We start from the raw sequence: 23,734 nt of genomic DNA, 5'->3' as shown, positions 1-23,734 counted from the left end.
GCGATCAGGTGTAGGCGGCGGCCGGATCGAGCTTGCGCGCATGCGCCACCGCGTACACATAGTCGCCCGCATCGCTGTACATGTCGTCAATCGCCAGCAAGGCCGCCAGCAGGCCGTCGTCGCGCTCTTCATCCACGTTGGCCAGGATATCGTTGAGCGCGAGCATGTAGACAATGCCGCCGGCCGGCACGATGGCCGCGTTCGGAAACACCGCCCGCACGCTCGGCAGGATGTTGGCGCTGTCGATGCACTCGCTCGGATCGGCCTCGCGCATGCCGGCGATGGTCGGACGGCTCCTGCGCACCGGTATCAGGCGCCCCGGCTGATGCGGATCGTCCAGGTAGCGCGCCGGCAGTATCTGGCGCACGCGCTCGACCAGGTCGAGCTGGCGATCGCTCCATTGCATGTAGCTCGGCGCCACGCACTCGTGCATGTAGAACAGGCCGCCGGTGCCCAGCACGCGCCGGCTCCACGCGACCGCGTCCAGGGTCGGGTTCATATGGTGCAGGGCGTCGCGCCAGTAGACCAGGTCGTACTGCCCGGGCGCGACAATGGCAAAGGCGTCCGTGCTGCTGACCGACACGCGCATGCTCAAGCCCAGATCCTGGGCCCGTGCGTGGATCGCCGCGACCCGGCTGGGGGCGATTTCATACAGGTCGAAGTGCTCGACCACGCCGGCCCGCAGCAGTTCGAGCTCATGGTAGGCGGTGCCGCAGCCGACCGAAATGGCGCGCCCGAACGCGGCGCCGCCATTCTGCGCGCGCAGCAGGGCCAGGTCGCCGCCCGCGGTGCCGTCGCTTTCTTCGCCGGCGATGCGGCGGTTGATGTGGCGTACGATGGCTTTCGATTGCCACCAGCGTGTGCGCAGCGGCAAAGGCGGCGGCGCGTTCCAGTGCGCGGCGGTTTGTACGGTGTCGCTCACTGCGTCATTCATTCGATACTCCCTGGCGCACCTGGTCGAGCGCGGCCAGCAGCGTGCCGACCAGCGGCGGCTGCGGCGTCATCACCACCGCCAGGCTGCAACCGGCGCCGAGGCGGGCCCGCACGCTCGCTGGCAAGGCTGGATGAAATTGCGGATCGCTGTCGGTGGTCAGCAGCAGGGTAGCGCCCTCGACCTCGCAAAAGCGCACCGCGCGCCAGTCCTGGCCGGCGTGCGCATCGGCGTCCCAGCGCCACATCAGCGCGCCCTTGGGGCTGATCAGTTCCAGCGACGCCAGGCGCAGCGCCAGGATGCCGTCGGCCGGGTCGAAGCGCAGGCGCTCGATTCCGGCCACGCCGGGCGGAAACGTAAAGTGCAGTACCTGCACGTTGCCGTCGAGCACGATCGGCAGGCTGAGCGCCTGTTCCTCGCTGAAGTCCTGCTCCGGCCCGCGCCAGAACAGCTGGCTCGCCATGCGCGGCGCGGGTGCCGGCGCGCTCTGGAAGCGCAGCGGCGCCGGCGCGGCCGGTGCGGCGAACAGGTCGGCGATGTTACCGGAGGCGGTCTTTTCGAGGAACTGATGGTAGCTGATCAAGCCGGTGTAGGAGGCGCGCTGGGCGTCGAATTGCTGGTAGGTGAGGTCGGCCTCGATCGGGTAGTCCAGCACCAGCCCCTTGTTCCAGACCAGGCCGCAGCCGAAATCCTCGTCCACGGTGAACGCCAGTCCCGGATTGTAGTGCCGCAGCAGGGCGAAGGCCTTGTAGGTCTCGCCGACCCAGGCGCCGGGGCGGCGCTTCACGCTGGTGATCGCCTCGTCTTCGGGATTGCAGTCGTGCACGATCAGGATTCCGCCCGGATTGAGCAGGGCCGGCAGGGCGCGCACCACCAGGTCGACCTCGGGGCGCACATGCACCGGGTCGTACAAAATGACGTCGAAGCCTTGCCCGGCATGCCGTTCCAGCAGTTGCGGCAGGGTCAGGATGGCGCCCGTGCCGACCTTTTTCACCGTCTCCAGCAGGCGCTCGGTGGTGGCGCCGTCGAGGTAGGCGTGTTCGGGGATGAAAGCGAGGGTCTTGCTGTCGCAGACGACCTCGGAAAAGCACTTGCCGCCATCGAGCTTGTTGTATTCGAGATAGCGCTTGAAGCCGAACTGGCGCACCAGGCGGTTGACGACGTCGCCCTTGCTGATGCGCGCGCGGGTTTCCGGGCCAGGCTGGCCGGGCGTGGGCAGCGCCAGCGGCGGCATGCCGAAGAACTGGCGCCGCTCGCGTACCAGGCGCTCGAAATACACCCAGCTGTGCTCGGGCGTGATCAGCGGCGGCTCGGCCAGGGTCCAGTCGCCGGCGTAGCCCAGCGCGCCCATCAGCGGTTCGAGCAGCGGCCGGTAGTGCGCCACGTCGTCCCTGGTGAACCAGTGGCGCCAGTCGCCGCTGCCCTTGGTGCGCGCCACCCGCTGGTAGGCGGGGTCGATCCTGGCGTCGGCCTGCACCGTCATGCCGAGGTAGGCCGACAGGGCGTCGAGTTTGCCCGCCACCATGTCTTCGTAACGCAAAATGAACCAGTTCCCGGCATGCGCCCTGGCGAACGTTGCCAGCGCCTGGTTGGTCGCGCAGACCCGGTTCAGGAGGGCCGACGGGGTTCTCAGTTGCGGGAACTGCCGCAAGTCGACCGACGCCGGGTCTTTTTGCTTGCGTTGCAAAAGCTGCGTGATGGTGCGCAGCCAGCCTGGATCGTCCATCTGGACCCGGTGCGAGGCCACCGTGTACAGCAGGTGGCTGACGAGGTTATCGCGCGGGTCGCGCACCAGCAGAATACGCCGCTCGAAACTGGCGCCGAAGACGGCGATGTCGTCAGGGCGCTCGTGTTCGAACAGCAGCTTGGTGGCCGTGTGCGGCGCCAGCGGCTGCAAGCCGGCGATGCGCTCTTCGAAATGGATCAGCGGCGCGCCGCCCATGGCTTGCGCCACCGCGTACAGCAGGGCCGTGGTACCGGTCTTGCCGGCGCCGACGATCAGGCAGCGCATTGCGCTTCTGTCTGGATCATGGATGTCATTCCTTCGAAGACCTCGCGCGGGTGCAGCCAGCGCACGCAGGAAAATTCGGCCGTCGCGGCCACCAGCTGGTCGAGAAAGCGCCAGGTGCCATCAAGCATCACGCGGTGGTGGCTGAGCACGCCGATCGGTTCGCGCAGCTCGCCGTTGCGGCGCATCTGCAAAATCGCCACCAGCCGCTCGACCAGCGCCGCCGGCTCGCGCACGCCGGCGCCGTTGCGCCAGTCGACGATGTCGAGGTGGGTGTCGACGCGCACCAGCCCCGCCACCGGCGCGTGCGGTTCGGACAGGTACTGCGACACGCCGCCCAGGCCGAGCGCCGGCAGGCGCGCCGCCAGCGCCGGCGCCAGCTTGTTCCAGGGCGGCACCATGACCGGCATGAAGCGTGCGCCGAACAGTTCGCGCATGCGTTCGCCGCCGCGCGCCAGGTCGGCTTCGGCGGCCGCCACATCGCGCGCGGGGCCGAATTCGCTGTTCGGCTGGCCCGCCTCGGCGTGGTTGATGTGGCCCCAGCCGTGCTGGCAAAAGACCAGGGTCGGCATGCCGTCGGCGGTGGCGCGCGCCAGTTCGGCGTCGGCCTCGGCCGGGATCACCGCCACCAGCACCGGCGCGGCGTGGCGCTGCGACAGCGCGGCCAGGCGGCGCAGGGCGGGGCTGTCGGCGACCAGGTCGTCGTCGCGCCACCAGAAGCCGCATTCGCGCTGTTCGGCTTGCCAGACCGCCAGTTCGGTGCGCAGCGCCGCGAACGGGTCCTCGACCACGCTCGCCGTGACCGCGCCGGGTCCATGCCACGCTTGCAGCCAGGGCAGCCAGCGCGCCGCCTCGGCCGCGTCGCGCAGCAGCAGGGTGGCTCCTAGGCGCGCGCCGCCGCCCGGTTCGGCCACGTCCATGGCGATCACCGAACAGGGCGCGCAGTTCAGGGCCAGCAGCGCGCCGATGGCGCCGCCGTCGCCATCGAGGTAGACCACGCCGCGCGCCGACAGGGCGTCGAGCGCATCGATGGCGGCGGGCCGCTCGGCGATGGCGATATCGGCCGGCGCGGCGCGGCCGGCGAACCAGCCTTCATCGAGCCCGTGCGGGCTTGGCGCGGGGGCCAGCGTACGCCAGGCCAGCAGGCCGTGCGGCAGCGCCTGGAATACGCTGCGCATCACGCGCTGGCGCGGCGTGCTGGCGCACACCGGGCAAGCCTCGCCCGCCTCCAGGTGCATGCCGGCCCCGCACAGATTGCATTGCGCATCCGTGCGCTGAAAGGACGGCGTGGGGTCGCGGTTCATGGCAGCGTTTCGTCCACGACGACCAGGGTCGGGTCCCAGGCCAGCAGCCAGGCGCGTACGCGGGCGATATCGGCCGCGTCCCTGGCGAACAGGTGGGCCACGTCGGTGGCGCCGGTCACCGGGTCGGTCCCTTGCACGGCCAGCATGCCCATGCCCTTGGCGGCGCAGCCGAAGCGCTGGTACACGTCGCGCCCGTAGCGGTGCAGGTTGGCGTAGCGGTCGACCGGGACGGCGAAATCCTCGGTCGCGGCGCGCGTGTGGGCGCCGCCGAAACCGATATGCAGCAGTCCGCGCGGCGAGAGCACGCGGTGCAGTTCGTCGAACGCGGCCAGGTCGCGCGGTATGCATTCGAGCACGTGGCTGACGGTGATGTAGTCGTAGCTGGCGTCCGGGCGGTCGATCGCCTGGATGTCGAGGCTGCCTTCGCCATCGTACACCGACACGTCGTGGCTGCGGAACCAGGCCGGGTTGTGGGCCTGGTCGGGACTGAATTGCAGGCTGCGGCGCCAGTCGAGAAAGCCGACCGGCAGCGCCTGGAACATCTGGCGCACCACGCGCTGGCGTTCCAGCGCGCCGCATTGGCGGCAGCAAGGTGGGGCGCCGGTGCTGGCCAGGCGGCCGGCCGGTCCGGGACCGAAGTCGCCGCCGCCGCAGATGTTGCAGGCGGGCGGCGCCGGTTCCTGCACGGCTTTGCGGCGGCGCAGCACGAACCAGTCCTGGAATTCGCCGTCGCCCGGGTCGCGCAGCCAGCTGCCGCGCTGGAAATCGGCCACTTCCCAGCCTTCTTCGGCGAACAGGCGGTGCAGGAAGGAGATGCGGTAGGCGATCACGTGCAGCGGTTCGGCCGGGTTGTGAATGAAGGCGTGTTCGGAAATCTGCTCGGTCAGGTGGTAGCGCACGCCCGGATGCTGGCTGGCCAGCGAAAAGTCGTCCGGCAGGCTGAAAAAGGTGCAGATCCACTTGCCGTCCTCGCGCAGCAGCGCGCCGACGCGGCGCAGGTACTGGCGGATATCGTCCTCGTACATGTGCGTGAACACCGAAAACGCGGTGGCGCAATCGAAGCTGGCCTCGGGAAACGGCAGGCTCAGGTCTTCGAACGGCAGGCCGCCCGGATTGTAGCGGGCGTTGTGGACGTTGAGGAACTCGAAGCGGTAGCGCCCGGCGTCTTGCGGGCCGGCGAAGTGTCCGTTCAGCCACGCGATCTGGCGCGACAGGATATCGAAGCCCTGGTAGCGGCCCTTGAAACCGGCGCGCCGCAATCCGTACGCGAGGCGCCCGTAGCCGCAGCCGACGTCGAGCAGGTCGGCGGAGAGGCTGGCCTTGCGCGCCAGGATGTTGCCGCACAGGTGGTCGCAGATCGGCAGGAAGTCCGCTTCGCTCTCGGCCATGAAGCGCAGGTTGGCCGGCGGCAGCAGCACTTGGTCGGTATCGGCGTTCAGGACGGCGCTCATGCGGCCTCCCCGGCAAGCGAAGGCTGGGTTGCGGACAGCGTATCCGGCGCCAGCCGTGCGACGACCTGCAAGATCTCGTCGACGCGGTGCTGGAAGGTATGCTGGGAGATGATCAGTTCACGCAAGCGCTTGCCTCCTTTGTCAGTTTTTGTTTTGCCGCGCTGTAGCTTGGCGACAGCGGCAGCCAGGTCGTCCGGCGTGCTGTAGTAATGTACCGCATCGCCGAACAGTGCGCGGCACGCTTGCATGTCGTCGCTGACGATGGTCGCGCCGCAGGCGCCGGCGTCGAACAGGCGGTTCGACACGAATCCCTGGTCGCGCATGTCGCTCCAGTGGTCGTTGAGCACCACTTTGGCGCCCGAATAGTAGTGCCGCAGGCGCGCGTTGGGAATGTAGGTCTGGCGCACCATCTGCGGCGGCAGGATGCCTTCCCACATGCCGCCGTACACGGTCAAATCGACGCCGCCGGCCAGCGCGTACTGCACCACCTCGCGCAGCTGGCCGCGCGAATTGCCGACGAAAATCACCTCCGGCACCTCCAGTTCCTCGTCCAGCTCCGGATAGAACAGGGCCGGGTCGGTGCATTGCAGCAGCGGGCTGACCTGGTCGCCCATGCGCTCGCCCAGCCAGGCCGCAAAGCTGTTCGAGGCCACGAAGGCGTGGTCGTATTGCTGCAATTCGGTCACGGTCACGTCGTCCGGATGGCTGATCAGCCACGCCAGGTTGATCGCGGTCGGCTGCGGCTGGTACTGGGACAGCCCGCGCAGCACGATCACCACGTCGTCGGCGGCGGTCAGGCCGCAGTACCAGTCGGGCAGGATGTCGATCCGGGCCACATGCCCGCGCTTTTCCAGCGCGCGCTTGATGCCGAGCGCGAAGTGCCAGTCGCCCCATTGCTCGCGCTGGTCCATGGCCGGCACGCCGATCTTGATCGCAAAGCGCAGGGTGTGCGCGAGCAGGCCGCGCAGGCCGTCGCGGAAGGTGGCGGCGCGCACGTCGTAGGTGTGCTTCGCCAGCACCTCTTGATGCAGCCTGGCGGCGAGCGCCTCGCGCTCCGCGTCGTTGTCGAGGTAGTGGCGTAGGAGCGCTTGCAGCTGCTGGTCGTCGTCGAAGGCCGGCAGCAGATCGGGGAACAGTTCCTCGGCCCCGCCACGGCAGTTGGTCAGCACCAGTTTGCCAGTGGCGATGGCGTCGAACACGCGCGAATTGAGCGAGTTCCAGTTGCGCGTGACCGGGTGGCTGTCGTCGAGCACGATCTTGGCGGAGTTGTAGATCTCCGGCAGCGCCGCGTACGGCACGGCGCCGCGCCAGTTGGCCTTCCAGTCGGGCCGGTCTTGCCAGCCGTGGCCGTAAATGGCGAAGCGGTAGCGCTCGCGTTCCAAATCTTGCAGGCCGATGGCTTCGCGCTCGGCGCCCCAGTAGCTGCCCGTGAAGGTGACGTCGCTGGCGTGTTCGGGCGCCGGCGGCATTGGCTTGAAGCGCGCGGCGTTGGCGGCGATCGGCAGCAGGGTCGCTTCGATGCCGGTGGCGTCGCGGATATGCGCGATGGCTTTGTGCGACGATGCAAACACCAGCTGGTAGGCTTGCAGGTGCGGCGCGCCCAGCCACTGGTCGACCCGGTTGCGCACCCAGGCCACCGTGATCAGGCCCGGATTGGCTTCGCTGATTTTTTCGATGGCGTAATCGTGGCGCATCACCACCAGCACGTCGGTGCCGGGCAACTGGTGGGTCGGCATGGAGGCGAACATGACTTCCCAGCCGTACAGGCGGTGCAGCGCCTCGCCCAGTTCGAGCGCGGTGAAAAAGTCGCCGGCCGGGGTGCTGATGGCGGTGGCGGTGACCGCGATGGTCACGCGCAGCGGGGTGGGGCGCCACATGCTCCCGCCTTCGACCAGCGAGCGCAGGATGGTGCGGGTCAGCTGGCGTCCGTAGCGCTCGATGTACAGCTTGCGGTTGTTGGCATGCAGCTTGGCCGAGTACATTTTCTGGTGCGTGCCGGCGCGGATCTTGGAGTCGCGCGTGGCGCTGCGGTTGTGCAGCGCCACGGCGGCGGTATCGCACAGCACCGCCTTGCCCAGTTTCAGGCGCAGGGCCAGGCACAGGTCGACGTCTTCCATGCCGTACACATAGCCTTCGTAAAAGCCGCCCACGGCCGCAAATTCGTCGGCGCGGCACATCAGCAGGGCGGCGGTGGCCACCGGCAGGTCGTAGCAGCCGGCCAGCTCGGCGTGCGCCTGCTCGCCCACTTCCATCGGCGCGTAGTAGCGCTGGCCCTTGCCGGCCAGGGTGTCGACCTTGAACTGCACGCCCTGGTGGTGGGTGACGTAGCGCCAGGCGTCGGCGCCGGTGGCGAGCGGTTCGAGCAGCTTGAGCCCGACCGCGCCGACGTGCGGATCGTCGAGGTGGACGCGCATGGTTGCCAGGCAGTCGTGCAGCATGACCAGGTCGTTGTTGGCGAACACCAGGTAGCGCCCGCGCGCCAGGGCGGCGCCGTAGTTGTTGGATGCGGCGAACGAAAAATTGACGCCGCGCGCCAGGATGCGCAAGGGCAGGCGCCCGGCGTATTCGGCCGCCACGGCCAGGCTGTCGTCGACCGAGCCATGGTCGACCAGCAGCAGTTCGTAGTCGTGCAGCCAGTCCACGCGCAGCATCGAGTCGAGCAGGTCGCGCAGGATGTTGGCGCCGTTCCAGTTCAGGACGATGATCGAGATCAGCGGCACGCCGGGTTCCGCCAGCGGCGCCGGCAGGCGCGCGCGCTTGCCCTGCCACAGTTGCGGTGGGGCGCGGTGGGTGTAGTGGCCGTCCGGCAGGGGCGCGATCTGGCGCCCGAAATAGTCGACCAGCGGGAAGCGCAGGCTCTCGTTCTCGATCTTGATGGGCAGATTGCCTTCGACGATCGCCGCCCTGATTCTACGCTGCGCGCCATTCATCAGGTGCGCCGGGAACTTGACCAGGAAGGCATGGTGGCCATGGCGGTTCTCGCCGCGCAGGCGCGCGCTGAAGCGGTTGGCCTGGGTCACGGCCAGCAATTCGTCGTCGACATAGACGGCGACGTGGACCGGCACCACCGGGTTCTTGCGGTCCCAGGCCCAGCCCATGATCATGCCGGTGCTGAGTTGCTCCACATGGCCGTGGTAGCGTTCGGCCGGATCGATCTTCGCCAGTTGCTCGGGCTTCAGAACAAGCGGCACGTCGTGTTCGAGCCGGAAATTGAGCGGCATGCCGTCCACGCGCACGCTGATCCTGCGCGCCAGGCCGTCGTACAGCGCGACCGGGAACAGCAGTTCGAAGCCGTGCTTGCCCTCGGTCTGGAGCAGCTTGTTGACGTCGGGCCGCAGAATCTGGGTCTGGCTCTGGCAGATCAGCTGCTCGCCGTCATACAGGCCGACCGTCAGGACCTCGTTGGTGTCGCGCGTGTCAAGCGCCCAGCCGTGCAGGCTGTTGTCGCCGATTTTGTCGACCCGGCCCACCACCGGATGGCGCCACGCCAGCGAGACCGCGCCGCCCTGGGTGCGCAGGCGGTAGCGCGTGCCGTGCAGGTTGATGGCGATCGCGTGCGCTTCGCCGTCGTACAGGCTGAACGGCAGCTCGAACTTGAAGTGGAAGGCCGCGCCGGGTTCGGCGCCTTTCTCCGCCGGCATCTTGCCCAGGCTGCGCGGGCCGTCGTCCACGCGCAGTTCGGCCGCGCCGCCGGGTACCCCGGCCGGATCGATCCAGCCGTACAGGATGCCGTTGCGGACGTGGTAGTTGCCGGCGTCGACCGGCGTGAATACGCTCAGTTCGCGCGGCAGGGCCAGTTGGGCGTCGAGTTCGGGCACGCGCAGGGTCAGCTGGTGCAACTGGCCGTCGAACAGCAGGTCCGGCACCGGCAGCAGGAAGGCGTGGCCGGCCGCCTGCGTGGAGAGCAGCTGGCCGTCCGCATACAGTTCGAGCGTGAGGCTCTGGCCGGGCTGGGCGCCGTGGATGGCGCCGCCGATGCCGGCCGCTTCCACCTGTTCGAGCACGATGGCGCCGCTGGCGTGGCGCAGCGGCGCCGCGCCGCCGTCTTGCGCGGGCGCGCGCGCCAGCTTGATGGTGGTGTCGAACACCCAGGCTTCGAGCGTGTCGAGCGCGACCTGCGGCATGTGGCGCGGCAGCGGCCAGTGAAAGCCGAAGCCGCCGGCATCGTCGCGCTCGACGCTGCAGGTGGTAAAGCCGATCGGCTTGCCGCCCGCGCGAAACTCGAGCGCCAGTTGCTCCCGCGGGCAATTGAGGTCGAGGCACCAGCCGCTGATGCCGTCCGGGCCGATGCGCTCGATCAGGCCACGGATGGCGCGCCCGGCTACTGCACCGTTGCCGGCGTGGTCGTTCGATACCGCGTTGCTGCTGACATCCATGCTGTCTCCTGAATCGATAAGGGGGAGTTGGTAAGAGCGCTGCGGCTAGCTGGCCCCCAGCCATTGGCGCTGGCGCGCCAGGCACTGCGCCAGGTCGGTGTCGGGCAGGTGGCGCAACTGGCGCAGGCCTTGCGGGCCGGCCGCGCAGCGTTCGGCGAGGGCGTCGGCAAAGGCGGCGGCGTCGAAAAACGGCACGGTGGCCACGTCCAGGCGCGCGGCGAATTCGCGCACCGGCGCGGTGGCCGAGGCGATCACCGGCAAGCCGCACAGGGCCGCTTCCAGGAACGACCATGACAGCACGAACGGCACGCTCCAGTAGGCGTGCACGCGGCTGATGCTGAGCAGGTCCAGGTACTGCGCCGCCGCCAGCTGGCCGGTGAAATGCACGCGCGCCAGGTCGATGCTGTCGCCGAGTTCGGCCAGCAGGTGTTCCTTCCAGCTGGCGCCGCCCGGTGCCGCGTGGCCGTAGCCGCAGGCCTCGCCGCCGGCCACGATGACGTGCGCCTGCGGACGGCGCCGCAGCAGGTCGGGCAGCGCGCGCATGAACACCTGGAAGCCGCGCATCGGTTCCAGGTGGCGCGCCACGTAGCTGACCACCTCGTCGCCGGGCTGGAAGCTGCGCGTGCCGCCATCGGCGCCGGGCAGCACCAGGCGCGCATCGGGGTTGAAGCGCAGCCGTTCGCTGTCGATGCCGTCGTGGATCACGCTGATTTTGTCAAGCGCCCAGGCCGGGTAGGTGCCGCGCTGCCAATGCGTCGGCGCGACGGCGGCGTCGGCCAGCTCCATGCTGAGCAGGTTGGTGCTGTTACGCAGCCGTAAGCGCCAGCGCTCGGGCAGGCTCAGGGGCGGCAGCGACGGGTCGAAGCCGACATCCTGCCCTTCGAGCGCGTAATAGTATTCGCAGTAGATCAGCAGGCGGGCGTGCGGGAACACGTCCTTGATGAACAGCGCCTCGCCCCAGCCGGGATGGGCGTAGATGACGTCCGGCGTGAAACCGTCGCGCTGGAGCTGCAGGGCGGCGGCGGCGCAGGCTTCGGCGTAGCGCACATGGGTTTCCTGTTCGGCCAGCAGCGGGTGGATGTCGGCCCCTGGCGCGCGCAGCAGCTGGTAGCGGCGCACGGTCACGCCGGGCGGCGCCGCGCGGCTTTCCAGGCACAGCGCCACCACATGGTGGCCGGGACGCTGCGCCAGGTCGGCCGCCAGGTGCAGGAACTGGGCCGGAAAATTCTGGTGAATGAACAGGATCTTCATTGCATCACCGCGGCCAGTTGGTCCAGCACGGCCGCATCGGTGGCGGGCATGCAGGCCAGCGCCCACAGGTCCCAGCGCGTTCCCTCGTGCACCCGCACTTCGGCAAAGCCGGCGCCGAGCAGGTGGCGGCCGAGGGTGGCGGCGGTAAAGCCGGTGCGGTGCGCCATGTGGCGGTGGCCGGCGGCCAGCGCGGCCTGGTGGCCGAACAGCATGTCGAGCGGGCTGATGGCGCCGGCGGCGGACTGGTACAGCGGCGAGTCGAGCTGGCCGGCGGCGATGTGCATGGCGATGGCGCGCAGGTCGGGCAGGGTGATCAGCGCATAGCCGTCGGGGCGCAGCACGCGGCGAAATTCAGCCAGCGCGCGCGGCACCTCGAAGGCGTCGAGATGTTCCAGGTTGTGGGCGGAATAGACGGCGTCGACGCTGGCGTCGGCCAGCATCGACAGGTCGCAGATGCTGGCGACGATGTCGGGGGCGACGCCGGGGTCGATGTCGAGCCGGATTTCCTGCCATTGCGGGCCATGCCAGCAGTCCGGCAGCGCGCGCCCGTTGCGGGCGCCGCAGCCGACGTGCAGCAGGCGCCGCACGCGCTCGTTGGCGGGCGCGTCGGATGGAGGGACCAGGCATGCCGCCGCCGCGCTGGTCATCGGGCGCCGCTGTGGGCGAACTGGAACGGCGCGGCGGCCGGCGGCGCGCCCAGCCAGGCGTTGAACCAGTAACGGGCGTCGAACGCGGGGCCGATGCGCACGGTGTCGATGTCGAGCGGCAGTTCGTCGCCGTCGCACACGAGCACCACGGCGCAGGCGCCGATCGCCAGCAGGCCGGTGTCGCCCAGCAGCGCTTCGCCATGGCGGGTTGCCGCCGGCAGGGCGTCGACCACGCCGGTGGCCCACAGCAGTTCGCTGACTTCGCCGATGACCAGCAGGCGCACGGTGTCGTCGGCGCGCGCGGCCACCAGGCGCGCCAGCGCCAGCACCTGCGCCGCCTGGGGCGAGCCGAGGCGGTGATGCCAGACAGCGATGCGGGTGCACGACGAGGCCGGGGCTTGCGCGAAGTCGGGTATGGCCGGCTGCGCGGCGGGAAGGCCGGCGCTGGCGGCGCCGCCCGCGCGCTGCGCCAGGGCGGCGCGCGCCGTGGCCAGCGGATCGGTGCGCAGGAAGCGCTGGTACTCGGGGTAGTAGCCGGGATAGCGCGCCACCAGCACGGCGCGGTTCTGGTGCACGCGCAGGTGCTTTTCGGCGCCGAACGAGACGCCGCCGGCGTGCGCGACGAACACGCCGGTGGCGACATAATGGCGGTAGCCGGCCGCGCGCGCGCGCAGGCACCAGTCGACTTCCTCGCCGTAGCCGCGTTCGAGCGCCGCGCCGTCGAGGGTGCCGATGGCGGCCAGCGCGCCGGCGCGCATCAGCATGGCGAAGCCGCAGCAGGCCGGCACTTCGACGTCGGCGGTGGCGCCAGCGCGGTGCAGTTCGGCGGCGCTCTCGTCGAGCTGGCGCAGGCGGGCCGCGTCGGGCACGGGCGCGGCGCGGGCGATGTCGGGAAAACTGCTGATTTCGCCGTTGTTGGACCATGGCGTCACCGACGCAATGTGAGGGGCGCGGTACAGCGCGGCGCGCAGGCGGTCGAGCCAGTCGCCGTGGACCAGGGTGTCGGCGTTGAGCAGCAACACGTCGTGCCCGGCGCAGTGGCGCAGGCCGCGGTTGACGCTTTCGATGAAGCCGAGGTTATAGCGGTTGCGCAGCACCGTCACGCGCTGGTCGGCCTGCACCGTGCCCAGCCAGTCGGAGAACGCCGGTTCGCCGCTGGCGTCGTCGATCAGCAGCAGGCGCGCCGCCACCTGGTTGGCGGGCAGGCTGGCCAGCACGCTGGCCACGCAAGCGCGCGCCTGTTCCAGGCCGCGATACAGGGGAACGAGCACGGTCAGCGCTGCCTGCGGCCCGGGCGCGGCGGCGTCAGGCTTGGGCGCGGCGAACACCAGCGGCGAACCGGGCAGGGCGGCCGCGGCGCCGGGCAAGGCCAGCGACCAGGCGCCGTCCGGATGCGGCGGCGCGAAGCGGAAACGCGCGCCCTCGATCCGCACTTCGTACTGCTCCCCGCGATGCTCGTCGCGCAGCAGCAGGCTGGCGTTCGGGGCGGCATCGAACAGCATGCCTTCGATGTCGTGGCCGGCGCGCCAGCAGGCGCCGGCCGGGGCCAGGCCCGCCGCTTGTGCGCGCGCCAGCAGGCTGGCGTGATTGCCAGCGCGGCAGCGCTGCGGCAGCAGGGCCGGCGCCAGCGCGGCCACCCTGGCCGTGTCGCCGGCGGCGAGCCAGGCGCCGAGCAGATTGTCTTGTAAGTTGGGATCGTGCGGATCGCGGCACCAGGCGCGTTGCCACGCCGCCGCAGCCAGGGCCGAGCCCAGCGATTGCAGTGCGACGGCGCGCAGCAAGGCCGGCGCCACCAGGTCGGGATGGCGCCGGCACAGCGCTTCCGCGCCGAGCAGGGCATCGGCCGCAAATCCGGCCTGGAATGCCTCGACGGCGCGCGACAACAGAAAGTCGTCGCGCAGGCGTGGCGAGCGCCAGGCCGATGGTAGCGCCGTAACCGGCGCGCTCGCCACCACCGTCAGACGATATTGTGAACGACGGTCACCGATCCGACCACGACCGGCTCGACGTAGGCAGCGGTGCCCTCCAGGCTCTGGCCGGCATCGGAAACGAAGCCCGACAGCACCGAAGCGCGCGACACGCCGCTTTCCAGCACCTTGGTCCAGAACGCCAGTCCGCCGGCATCGGGTGCGCGGTCGAAGGTGTTCTTGTACAAGGTGGTCAGGAACTGCTGGTTGTCCAGTGCCGGCAGGGCCTTGTACTCGGCCGAGTCGAGGAAGCTCTGGGCAATGCTTTCCAGGGTCACGCCGGCACGCACCGCATCGAGCCAGAAATCGAGGCCGCCGGCATCCGGTGTGCGGCCCAGCGCGGCTTCGTAGATGGTGGCCACGCCGGCTTCCTTGAAGTCCTCGGCGAAAATCAGCGCCTGGCCGCCGTCCAGTTCGACGTACTGCAGCTTGCTGATGTCGGTGGTTTTCGCGTCCTTGGTGCTGGTCACAATCGCGTGGCCATCCTTGACCGTGACCTTGTAATCGGCCGCGCTGCCCGCCAGCTTGACGATGGCGTTGCCGCTGCCGCCGACCACGGTGCTGTTGCCCAGGCCGGCAACCACAGTGTCGTTGCCGCCACCGGTCTGCACAAAGCTGTTGCCGCTACCCAGGCTGAGCTGGGTGTCGCGCGAATCGGCGATGACGAACTTGTCGGTGTTGTTGGTACCGACCACGACGCGGTCGACCTTGTTGTCAGGCACGGAAGCGGGGTTGGTGTCCTGGAACTTGACGTCCACCCCGCCCTTGCCCTGGAACACAATCACCGGGGCATTGGTCGGCGGCGTGATGACGCTGACGAAATTGTCGGACGAGTTGACCAGCACCACCTCGGCGCCCAACGGTGCGGTGACCTTGCCGCTGGAGTCGGGAGCGACGGTATCGAAGCGCACCGAGTTGTCGGTGGCGGCGGTGAGCCCCAGAATGCGGTCGATGGTGCCCTGGGTGAAGATGAGGGGATTGATGCCACGCAGGGTAGTGGTGGCACTCGCGCTCGGTAGTTCATACATAGGTAGTTCTCCTCTTGTCGTTGAGACGCCTGCTCAAGCCGGACCTTGCGGCCGCATGCTGCTCACGAAGCGAGCCGCGGTGCGGTGCCGTTCGACTTGAACACCTTGGTGCTGGCCGATTCCTGCCAGGGATTGCGCTGGGCGCCGACCTGCTCGTCCAATGTTGCGCTCAGGTTGACTGCCGTGAGATGTTCGAGCCCGGATGGCCCGCTCAGCGCTACGGCAGATTGCAGCGGCACCTGATAGCCGCCGCTGAAGTAAGCTGTTCCATCCAGACGCCACTGGCTGGCCTGGGGGCCGATCAGGGCGAAGGTGACAGCGATGATGCGGCGCGCTTCGCCGCGGGTGCCGCAAAATTTGCCGCTCTTGACCATCGGCAGGGCGCCGCCGCCTTCGACCACGATGTTGTAGGCCAGGTCGACGCCCTCGGGGCGGTCGGGCCACATGACCTGGAAACCTTCCAGGCGCAGCAGGCTGTGCGGGTCGCCCAGCAGGTCGCCGGGCGCGGCGATGATGTCGCCTTCGCGCTCCACATGGCCGATCAGGGTGATGCCGTGGGCGCCGATCTGGATGCCTGCGGCTGCCGGCGGTGCGGGAGCGATGGCCCTGGCCGATGGCAGCGGCGCGACGTGGCGCGCCGGCTGCGCAAGGCTGGACGGGGCGCAAGCGCCGGGGCGGTCGAGGCCGATCTGGTCGACGCGCAGCGCCGGGACCGGGTCGCCCTGTTGTTCGAGAAATGCGGTGACGAGCAGGGTGACCGGACCCTCGCTGATGTGCGCGACGATGCAGTCGCTGCCGTCGCGCAGGATGGTGTTATGGGTGTTGGCGGTGCCGAGGGTTTCCATCTTCCCTTCGCCGGGCGCGCCGGGCGCGCGCGCGATGGACAGGGGCGCCATGCCCTGCTTGGGATGGCGCAGGATATACATGCCAGGCTGAAGTAGAACTGTGGAACCAGTAATTTCCATACGGTACGCCACCCATAAAAAATAGTTATTGGCTAAGTTTCTTATGCAAAAACTATAACGCAAAGCAAGGGTGCGCACGCTTTGACCACTAGCTATTTTTTCCGGGTGTTGTAAAACGGAGGAATGGAGTCGCCCGGCGCGCCGCTTACTGCTGAGCTAGTAAAACGCTTACTGCTGAGCTAGCGCGGCGCGTACTGCCGAGCTACGCGCCGCCATGCCTTACCAGCGATAGCTGGCCGTGGCCAGCACTTCGCGCTGGTCGCCCGGATAGCAATCGCCATCGCTGCAATTGCCCAGATGCTTCTTGTCGAACAGGTTGCGCGCGTTGAGCGACAATTCCCAGTGCGTGCCGATCTGATAGCCCAGGCGCGCATCGAACAAGGTCACGCCCGGCACCCAGCGCACGTTCTCGTAGTCCGGCACCTTGCTGTTATAGCGCACGCCCATGCCGACTTTCATGCCCGATACCCACTCGCCCGGCACACGCGCGTTCAGCCACAGCGTCGCCTTGTGCGACGGCACCAGACCATTCTTGCGCCCGATCAGGTTCGGCCTGGTGTCGCGCGTGACCCTGGCGTCGGTGTAGCTGTAGCTGGCGCTGGCGTCGATGCCCTGCATCAGGCTGGCGTTCGCTTCGAGCTCGAGCCCGCGCGATCCGACTTCGCCGCGCTGCACGTTGAAGCCTTCGTGCAGCGGGTCGGCGGCGGCCACGTTTTGCTGGACGATGTCGAACACGGCTGCCGAGAGCATGGCATTGCCGCCGGCCGGCTCGTAGCGCACGCCGACTTCGTACTGGCGTGCGCTGGTCGGCTTGAACTTGACGCCGTCGTAGGTGGCGCCGCCCTGCGGCTGGAACGAGGTGGCGTAGCCGGCGTAGGGCGACACCCCGCCCGGCAGCAGCCACACGCCGCCGAGGCGGCCGGTGGTCTTGTTGGTGTTCACCGGACCGTCGACCCAGGCGGCGACGGCGTTTTCGCGGAAGCGGTCCTGGCGCAGGCCCGCCACGATCACGAACCGCTCGTCGAACCTGGCCTGGTTCTGCAGGTACAGGCCGGTCTGGCGGGTGCTCGCCACATACTCGGCCTTGAGCAGCGGCGCGGCGAACGGGCCGGTTCCGGTGGACAGGTCGAACTGGCTGGTGATCGTGGTGCCACGGTACGACGCGCCACTGATCTTGCTCAGGTCGACGCCGGCGATGGTGGTGTTGGACCACTTGCCGGCCTTCCACTGGTATTCCATATAGTTGTCGGTCTGGCGGCTCTCGGTGTCATCGTTGATGTGCTGCCCGCGGCGCGTGACCACGCTCTTGCTCACCAGGCCGGTGAGGAAGTTGACCTGGTAGTCCAGCTTGACCTTGCCGTAGCGGCTGCGGCTGTGAAAACTCAGCTTGTCGTTGATGCGGTGATCGAACAGCACGCCGGTCGACCATTGATCGCGCTGGAAGTGGTCCCAGCCTTTCTCGGCAACCGGAACGTAGTAGCCCAGCGCTTCGACGTATTTGAAGGGATAGGCGTCGCCGGCGATGCGGTCTTCCTGGTAGTTCGCCAGCACCGTCACGGAGGTGTCGCGGTCGATCTTCCAGGTCAGCGAGGGCGCGAAGTAGCGCTCTTTCTTGGTCGAGCCAGGGGTCATCAGGTCGTACTGCTCGGTCAGCCCGACCAGGCGGTACAGCAAGGAGCCGTCCGTGCTCAAAGGCCCGGAGATATCGCCCGCCACGCCACGGCGGTCGATGTCGCCGGCGCGCACGCGGATTTCGCCCTGCGCTTCCCCGGCCGGCCGCTTGGTGATCGAGTTGACCGTGCCGCCGGGGATGGTGGTGCCGAACAGCAGCGAGGCAGGACCGCGCAGGAATTCCACGCGCTCCACGCTGTAGCTGTTCAGGCGCGGCATGGCGTACACATTGCCGGCGTCCTTCAGACCGTCGCGGTAGTTGCCGCCGTTGGTGCTGCCGATGCCGCGCGCGATCGACCAGTCATAGCGGTCGTCGCGGCCGTAGGTGCGCGGGGTAAAGCCGGGCACGTATTCGAGCGCTTCGGCCAGGTTGGATACGCCGCGCGCGTCCAGGTTGTCGCGCGTGACGACCGAGATCGACTGCGGGATTTCACGGGTTGCGGTGGCGGTCTTGGTGGCCGTGCTGCTTTTCCTGGCGACGTAGCCGGCCAGCGGCGCGCTCGGATTTTCGCCATCGGCGCGCGCCGTCACGGTGATTTCGGACAGGGCCTGGGTGCGCGCCGGCGCTGCCACGGCCGCTGGCGCGGCGCCTGATGCCGTGGCGGCCGATGCCGCGGCGGCCGATGCCGGCGCCTGCCTGACCAGCACATAGCCGCCATTGGCCTGCGCCACGGCGCCCAGGCCGCTGCCCTGCAACAGCTGGTCCAGGCCGTCGGCCACCGCGTAGCTGCCGTTCAAACCCGGGCTTTGCAGGCCGGCGGTGGTGGCGGTCGGAAACGACAGCAAGATGCCCGCTTCGCGTCCGAAACGGTTCAGCGCGCCTTCGAGCGGGCCGGCCGGGATGGCGTAGGCCTTGCGCGCCGGCGCCGCGTCGGCGGCCAGTGCGGCGCCGGGCAAGACGGCGCTGGCGATAAAGCCGGTCGCCAGTGCGTGGCCGATGGCGGCCAGCAGCGCGCGCTGGGTAAAGTGGGGCTGCGAACGGTGGTGTGGACGGTGGGGCGCCTGTGTGCGTGGCCGCATGGGTGATTCCTTTTGCAAAGTTGAAGATGGGGAGTGCTCATCTTCCATGTCACGCAAGAATCAAAAACAGCTCAGGTTTCGCGAAAAATCGTGTTTATTTCCGCGCCGGACGCAGCGTGACCCAGTAGCGCGTGAGGAAATCGATCTCCACCGGCAAGGTCGTGCGCAGGGTCTCGAGAATGCGGCCGGTGTCGGCCAGCGGGTAGCTGCCGGACACGCGCAGGTTGGCAATCGCGCTGTCGCAGCCCAGGCGGCCGGGGCGATGGCGCCCGAGTTCGGCCAGAAAGTCGGCCAGGCGCATGCCGCTGGCGACCAGCATGCCGTCGGCCCAGGCCACGCTGTCGTCGTCGGCGGCCCGGACCGGCGCGACGGCAGCGCCGCTGAAACGGGCCTGCTGGCCGGCGCGCAGGATGCGCGGCGGGGCCAGCATGGCGTCGCGCGGGCGGATCGCGAGCGCGCCTTCGAATACATCGACGCGGCTGCTGCCGGCATGCTGGCGCACCGCGAAACGGGTGCCGAGCGCTTGCAGTTCGCCTTCGGCGGTGTCGACGATGAAGGGGCGGGCGCCGGGGTCCTTGCCGGTGCTGACCAGGATTTCGCCGCCGACCAGGCGCACGCGCCGTTGCGTGGCGCTAAAGCGCACGTCGACCGCGCTGCCGCTGTTGAGCCAGACCGTGCCGCCGTCGGCCAGCACGATGCTGCGGCGCTGGCCGGTGCCGGTGCGGGCGTCGGCGCGCCATTCGCGCCATGGGGCCTGCTGGTGCGCCAGCCAGGCGCCGCCGCCGGCGCACAGCAGGGCCGCCAGGGCCTTGGCCGCGGCGCGCCGGGGCAGGGGACGCGCGCAGGCGGCGCGCGTATCGAGCAGGGCCGCGTGGGCCAGCGGCGAAGGCAGGGCCGCGCCGCGCCAGCGCGCGTTGACGGCGGCGATGTGCTGCCACGCGCGCTCGTGCTCGGGGTGGGCGGCGCGCCAGTGCTGCAAGGCGGCGCGCGTGGCCTCGCTGGCCTCGTCCGACTGCAGTTCGACCAGCCACTCGACCGCCTGGCGCGCCACGGCGGCCGGGACCGGCATTGAATCCGCCTGGACCGGCCCGGCGGAGTCGGGCGCCGCCATCAATCGAGGGTCAGGCCGAAGTAGCACTGGGCGCCGGCGCGCACCAGGTGGCGCTTGACGGTGCTCAGCGAGATGCCGAGTTCGGCGGCGATGCCGGCCTGGCTCATGCCATCGAGCTGGGCCAGCAAAAAGGCGCGCCTGACCTGGGCCGGCAGGCCGGCCAGCACGCTGTCGATCTCGACCAGCGTTTCGAGCAGGATGGCGCGTTCTTCGGGCGAGGGCGAGAACGCCGCCGGCACCTGCGCCAGGGCGTCCAGATAAGCGCGCTCGATCTGCTCGCGGCGCCAGTGGTTGGCCAGGACGCGCTGGGCCACGGTGGTCAGAAAGGCGCGCGGCTGGTCGATGGCGACCGGCTCCTCGCGCGCCAGCAGGCGCAGGAAAATGTCGTGCGCCAGGTCGGCGGCGCTCTGCGAACAGCCGAGCTTGTTGCGCAGCCAGCCGCGCAGCCATCCGTGGTGGTGGCTGTACAGCTGGTGGACCTGCTGCTCGAGAAGCGCCGGGGCGGCAACGGACATGACACGATTCCTGGTCAGGTGCCCTGCACCGACAAATGTGAATGAGAATTATTATCATTATAGGCGACGCCCGGATTGCACGGCAATGTCAATCGCGCGCGTGGGATCCGGGTGCCGGCCGCAGGCGCCAGGCCACGATCTGGTGCCAGGCTCAAACAGGCTCGACCGCACTGTTCTCCTGCCGCGCCGCGCAACGCAACGCAGCGTTCAAGATTGCATATCTGGGCCGCTGGCGGCGGACCATCTGGCGCGTCGATTAAGTTCTGGCATGCCCAAACCGGGTAGTTGCAAAAACCAAAAATTTGGCTTGTGCAAAATAGCAATCCAGCAATACTATGACAACAGTTTAGTTGCATTAATTGCAGCGCAACCAGGGCGGCTGTTAGCGACAGCATGCCCGCAGTTCCGGAACCAAGCGCAGGAAGATAGCTCACCAACGACCAGATAAACACCAAGCCGCGAAAGGGCACCGCATGACAATGAAGCCTGGGAATCCGCTGTACAACGGCGGGTTGCAACATCCGCGTAGCGCCGCACTCAAGAAATCCTCTCTTGCCCTCTGTATTGCCCTGGCCTTCGCCGCCGCCGCGCCGCTGGCGCAGGCCGCCGTGGCCGCACCCGCCGCCGCGCCGGTCTCCACGCAACGCGCCGCCCCGTACTGGCAGGACGCGACCGTTTCCACGGGCCGCATGGGCATCGCCAGCGCCAGAACCCCGGCCCTCTCGCTCAAGCGCTTGCGCGGCGCCACCCTGGACGCGGCCGGCATGGCATCGCTCACCGCCAGCGCACCCCTCGAACGCGGCAGCGGCACGATGGCCAGCAGCCAGACCATTTCGCTCCCGCATCCGGACGGCGGCTATCAGCGCTTCACCCTGGTCGAGTCGCCCATCATGGAAGCCGGCCTGGCCGCCAAACATCCCGGCATCAAGACGTACAAGGGCCGCGGCATCGACGACCCCAGCGCCACCTTGCGCATGGATATCACCCCGCTCGGCCTGCACGCCTCGGTGCGCTCGGCCAATGGCGGCTGGTATGTGGACCCGTACTATCACCTCGATACCAGCCTGTATGCCAGCTACAGCCGTAGCGACCTGATCAACCAGCACGGCCCGCTGGTCGAAGGCGCGCTGCCCGAAGCGCAGCTGGCGCTGTCGCATTCGTTCTATAAAGAAGGCGTCCCGGTCGAGGTGCGCGGCACCGGTTTCGTGCCCGGCGCCAGCGTCAACCTGACCGTGCGCGGCGAAGGCGAGACGGCCGCGCTGCACAGCGCCACAGCCACGGCCGACGCCAAAGGCACGATCAGCGTCGTGCTGCCGGCCGGCCGGGCCGGTGCCTTCGAACTGTCCGCCACCGACGGCCAGCACGCCAGCGCCGCGCCGTTCCGCGTGATGGATGCCGGCATGACGCCGAACGTGGCCGTCAGCGACCAGCTGCGCACCTACCGGCTGGCGCTGGTCACCGACCCGACCTACGCCACCTATTTCGGCGGTTCGGCCAACGTCACGGCGGCCAAGGTCACCCTGATGAACCGGGTCAGCCAGGTGTATGAAGATGAAACCTCGATCCGCATGGTGCTGATCGACGCCACCGACGCCCTCAATCTCGACACCCCGGCCCAGATGACCGAAGCGAACGGCCCGTGCGGCGCGGCGGCGTGCTTTACCCCGACCCAGGCCTCCGGCTGCGGCAGCGGCACCCTGTCGCGCAACCGCATCGTGACCGGCTTGCTGGCCGGGGCCGGCAACTTCGACGTCGGCCACATCGCGCTGGGCCTGAACGGCGGCGGCGTCGCCAGCCTGGGCGTGGTTGGCGCCAACGCCAAGGCGCAAGGCTGCACCGGCCTGCCCAAGCCGATCGGCGACGCCTTCGCGGTCGACTACGTGGCGCACGAACTGGGGCACCAGTTCGCCGGCAACCACACCTTCAACGGCATCACCTCCAATTGCAGCGGCGGCAACCGCAATCCGGGCACCTCGGTCGAAGTCGGCAGCGGCTCGTCGATCATGGCGTATGCCGGCATTTGCAGCACCGACAACCTGCAGCCGCACAGCGATCCGTACTGGTCGCAGCGCAGCTTCGACGAAATCGTCGCCTACACCTCGAGCGCCGAGTCGATCCTGAACGAAGTGCAGGTCGCGGCGCTGCGCGGTTTCAATACTCCCGGGCAGCAATTCCGCATCAACGTGAACGGCAATCTGTCGGCGCCGATCGTGCGCGGCACCAACTACACCAGCGCCGGGGTCAAGGCCGCGCTGGAAAACAGTCCGGGCTGGCCGGCGGGCGGCACGGTGACGGTCAGCGCCCTGAGCGACACGGCGTTTACGGTGACCTTCAACGGCGCGCTGGCCGGCGTCAATGTCGCGCCACTGCAAGTGGTCGACTTCACGCCGGGTGCGAGCGGTTTTGTGGGCGAAGTCGCCGTGGGCGGCCCGACCAGGCGCGGCGGCACTGTCGCCGCGACCGGCAACAACGCGCCCGTGGTCACCGTGCCGGCCAGCTACACGATACCGGTGCGCACGCCGTTCGCCCTGAGCGGCAGCGCGGCCGATGCCGATGGCGACCCGATCACCTACATGTGGGAGCAGAACGACCGGGGCGCTTCCAGCGGCACCGGGCTGACCAGCAACGTCAAGCTCAACGGCCCGCTGTTCCGCCAGTTCGGCACCCGCGCCACCGTCAGCGCCGCCGACACGCTCGAGTACAACTCGCCGGGCGAGAACCACACGACGGTCGACCCGACGCGGGTATTCCCCGACCTGGCGCAGATCCTGTCGAACAACACCAACGCGGTGACGGGCGCGTGCGCGGCCGCGGCCACGCCGCCGAGCCTGGCCGATATCGAGTGCTACTCGGAATTCCTGCCGACCGCCGCCTACGTCGGCCTGGCCGGCACCAACGCGGCCCCGGCCTCGCTCACCTTCAAGCTGACGGCGCGTGACGGCCGGGGCGGCGTCAACAGCGCCAGCACCAGCCTGGTACTGGCGCCCGAGGCCGGCCCGTTCCTGGTGACCTCGCCGAACAGCGCGGTGACACTCGATCCGGGCTCGCTGCAGACCGTCACCTGGAACGTCGCCAACACCGACGTCGCACCGGTCGGCGCGGCCAGCGTGAACATTGCGCTCTCGACCGACGGCGGCAAGACCTGGCCGGTGCTGCTGGCCGAAGGCGTGCCCAACAACGGCAGCGCCAAGGTGACCTTGCCGGCGACGCCAGTGTCGGCGGCGCGGATCAAGGTGGAAGCGGTGGGCAATGTGTTCTTCGACATCTCCAACGCGGACATCGGCATCCACCTGGCGGGCGACCAGAACATTGACGGTAAGGTCGACTGTGCCGACCTGGCGCTGGTTAAGGCGGCGTTCGGCAAGCGTAGCGGCCAGGACGGCTTCGACGCCCGCGCCGATGTGCTGGCCGACGGCGTCGTCAACGCGCGCGACCTCACTTACGTAGCGCAGCGCCTGGCCAAAGGCGCCGCCTGCAACTGACCGACGT

General features: G+C 69.0%; 14 protein-coding genes. 1 reads left to right on the top strand and 13 read right to left on the bottom strand.

Going from position 1 to position 23,734, the window contains the following annotated elements; genetic code table 11:
- Nucleotides 1-4: 4 nt before the first annotated feature.
- The 13 genes from F2P45_RS12785 to F2P45_RS12725 form a co-directional block, all read right to left on the bottom strand.
- Nucleotides 5-934: a class I SAM-dependent methyltransferase gene (locus F2P45_RS12785; RefSeq protein WP_166875149.1), complete on the bottom strand. Its 930-nt coding sequence runs from the start codon at nt 932-934 to the stop codon at nt 5-7.
- Nucleotides 927-2,942, bottom strand: coding sequence for a sulfotransferase family protein (locus F2P45_RS12780; protein ID WP_166875146.1), 2,016 nt, complete (start codon nt 2,940-2,942; stop codon nt 927-929). The genes F2P45_RS12785 and F2P45_RS12780 overlap by 8 nt, the downstream gene beginning before the upstream one ends.
- On the bottom strand, nt 2,930-4,243 hold the full coding sequence (locus tag F2P45_RS12775; protein WP_166875144.1) for a polysaccharide deacetylase family protein: 1,314 nt from the start codon (nt 4,241-4,243) through the stop codon (nt 2,930-2,932). Before F2P45_RS12775 ends, F2P45_RS12780 begins: the two co-directional genes overlap by 13 nt.
- A complete protein-coding gene (locus F2P45_RS12770) occupies nt 4,240-5,694 on the bottom strand; it encodes a class I SAM-dependent methyltransferase (RefSeq protein WP_166875141.1) in 1,455 nt (484 codons plus the stop codon). Before F2P45_RS12770 ends, F2P45_RS12775 begins: the two co-directional genes overlap by 4 nt.
- Complete coding sequence (locus F2P45_RS12765; RefSeq protein ID WP_166875139.1) at nt 5,691-10,070, bottom strand: glycosyltransferase family protein; 4,380 nt, start codon at nt 10,068-10,070, stop codon at nt 5,691-5,693. Before F2P45_RS12765 ends, F2P45_RS12770 begins: the two co-directional genes overlap by 4 nt.
- Nucleotides 10,071-10,115: 45 nt before the next feature.
- Entirely contained in the window at nt 10,116-11,321 is a 1,206-nt protein-coding gene (locus F2P45_RS12760; protein ID WP_166875136.1) for a glycosyltransferase, read from the bottom strand.
- Nucleotides 11,318-11,968, bottom strand: a complete 651-nt coding sequence (locus F2P45_RS12755) for a class I SAM-dependent methyltransferase (protein ID WP_166875133.1) — start codon at nt 11,966-11,968, stop codon at nt 11,318-11,320. The genes F2P45_RS12760 and F2P45_RS12755 overlap by 4 nt, the downstream gene beginning before the upstream one ends.
- The gene (locus F2P45_RS12750; protein ID WP_166875130.1) at nt 11,965-13,920 is read right to left on the bottom strand and encodes a glycosyltransferase family 2 protein; all 1,956 of its coding nucleotides are present in this window, start codon (nt 13,918-13,920) and stop codon (nt 11,965-11,967) included. Before F2P45_RS12750 ends, F2P45_RS12755 begins: the two co-directional genes overlap by 4 nt.
- A gap of 5 nt (nt 13,921-13,925) precedes the next feature.
- A complete protein-coding gene (locus tag F2P45_RS12745) occupies nt 13,926-14,963 on the bottom strand; it encodes a DUF4214 domain-containing protein (RefSeq protein WP_166875127.1) in 1,038 nt (345 codons plus the stop codon).
- A gap of 62 nt (nt 14,964-15,025) precedes the next feature.
- On the bottom strand, nt 15,026-15,889 hold the full coding sequence (locus tag F2P45_RS12740; RefSeq protein ID WP_166875124.1) for a hypothetical protein: 864 nt from the start codon (nt 15,887-15,889) through the stop codon (nt 15,026-15,028).
- 258 nt (nt 15,890-16,147) lie between these two features.
- Entirely contained in the window at nt 16,148-18,619 is a 2,472-nt protein-coding gene (locus F2P45_RS12735; RefSeq protein WP_166875121.1) for a TonB-dependent siderophore receptor, read from the bottom strand.
- 94 nt (nt 18,620-18,713) lie between these two features.
- Nucleotides 18,714-19,688, bottom strand: a complete 975-nt coding sequence (locus F2P45_RS12730; RefSeq protein ID WP_166875118.1) for a FecR domain-containing protein — start codon at nt 19,686-19,688, stop codon at nt 18,714-18,716.
- A gap of 41 nt (nt 19,689-19,729) precedes the next feature.
- Nucleotides 19,730-20,245 carry a sigma-70 family RNA polymerase sigma factor gene (locus F2P45_RS12725; protein ID WP_166875115.1) on the bottom strand — a complete coding sequence of 172 codons (516 nt, stop codon included), beginning with the start codon at nt 20,243-20,245 and terminating at the stop codon, nt 19,730-19,732.
- Between the two features lie 473 nt (nt 20,246-20,718).
- On the opposite strand from F2P45_RS12725, the gene F2P45_RS12720 reads away from it, so the two are divergent.
- On the top strand, nt 20,719-23,727 hold the full coding sequence (locus tag F2P45_RS12720; protein WP_229505057.1) for a reprolysin-like metallopeptidase: 3,009 nt from the start codon (nt 20,719-20,721) through the stop codon (nt 23,725-23,727).
- The last annotated feature ends 7 nt before the right edge of the window (nt 23,728-23,734 follow it).

Source organism: Massilia mucilaginosa (assembly GCF_011682145.1).
Lineage (GTDB): Bacteria > Pseudomonadota > Gammaproteobacteria > Burkholderiales > Burkholderiaceae_D > Telluria_A > Telluria_A mucilaginosa.
This window is presented reverse-complemented; position numbering and strand designations above follow the sequence as displayed.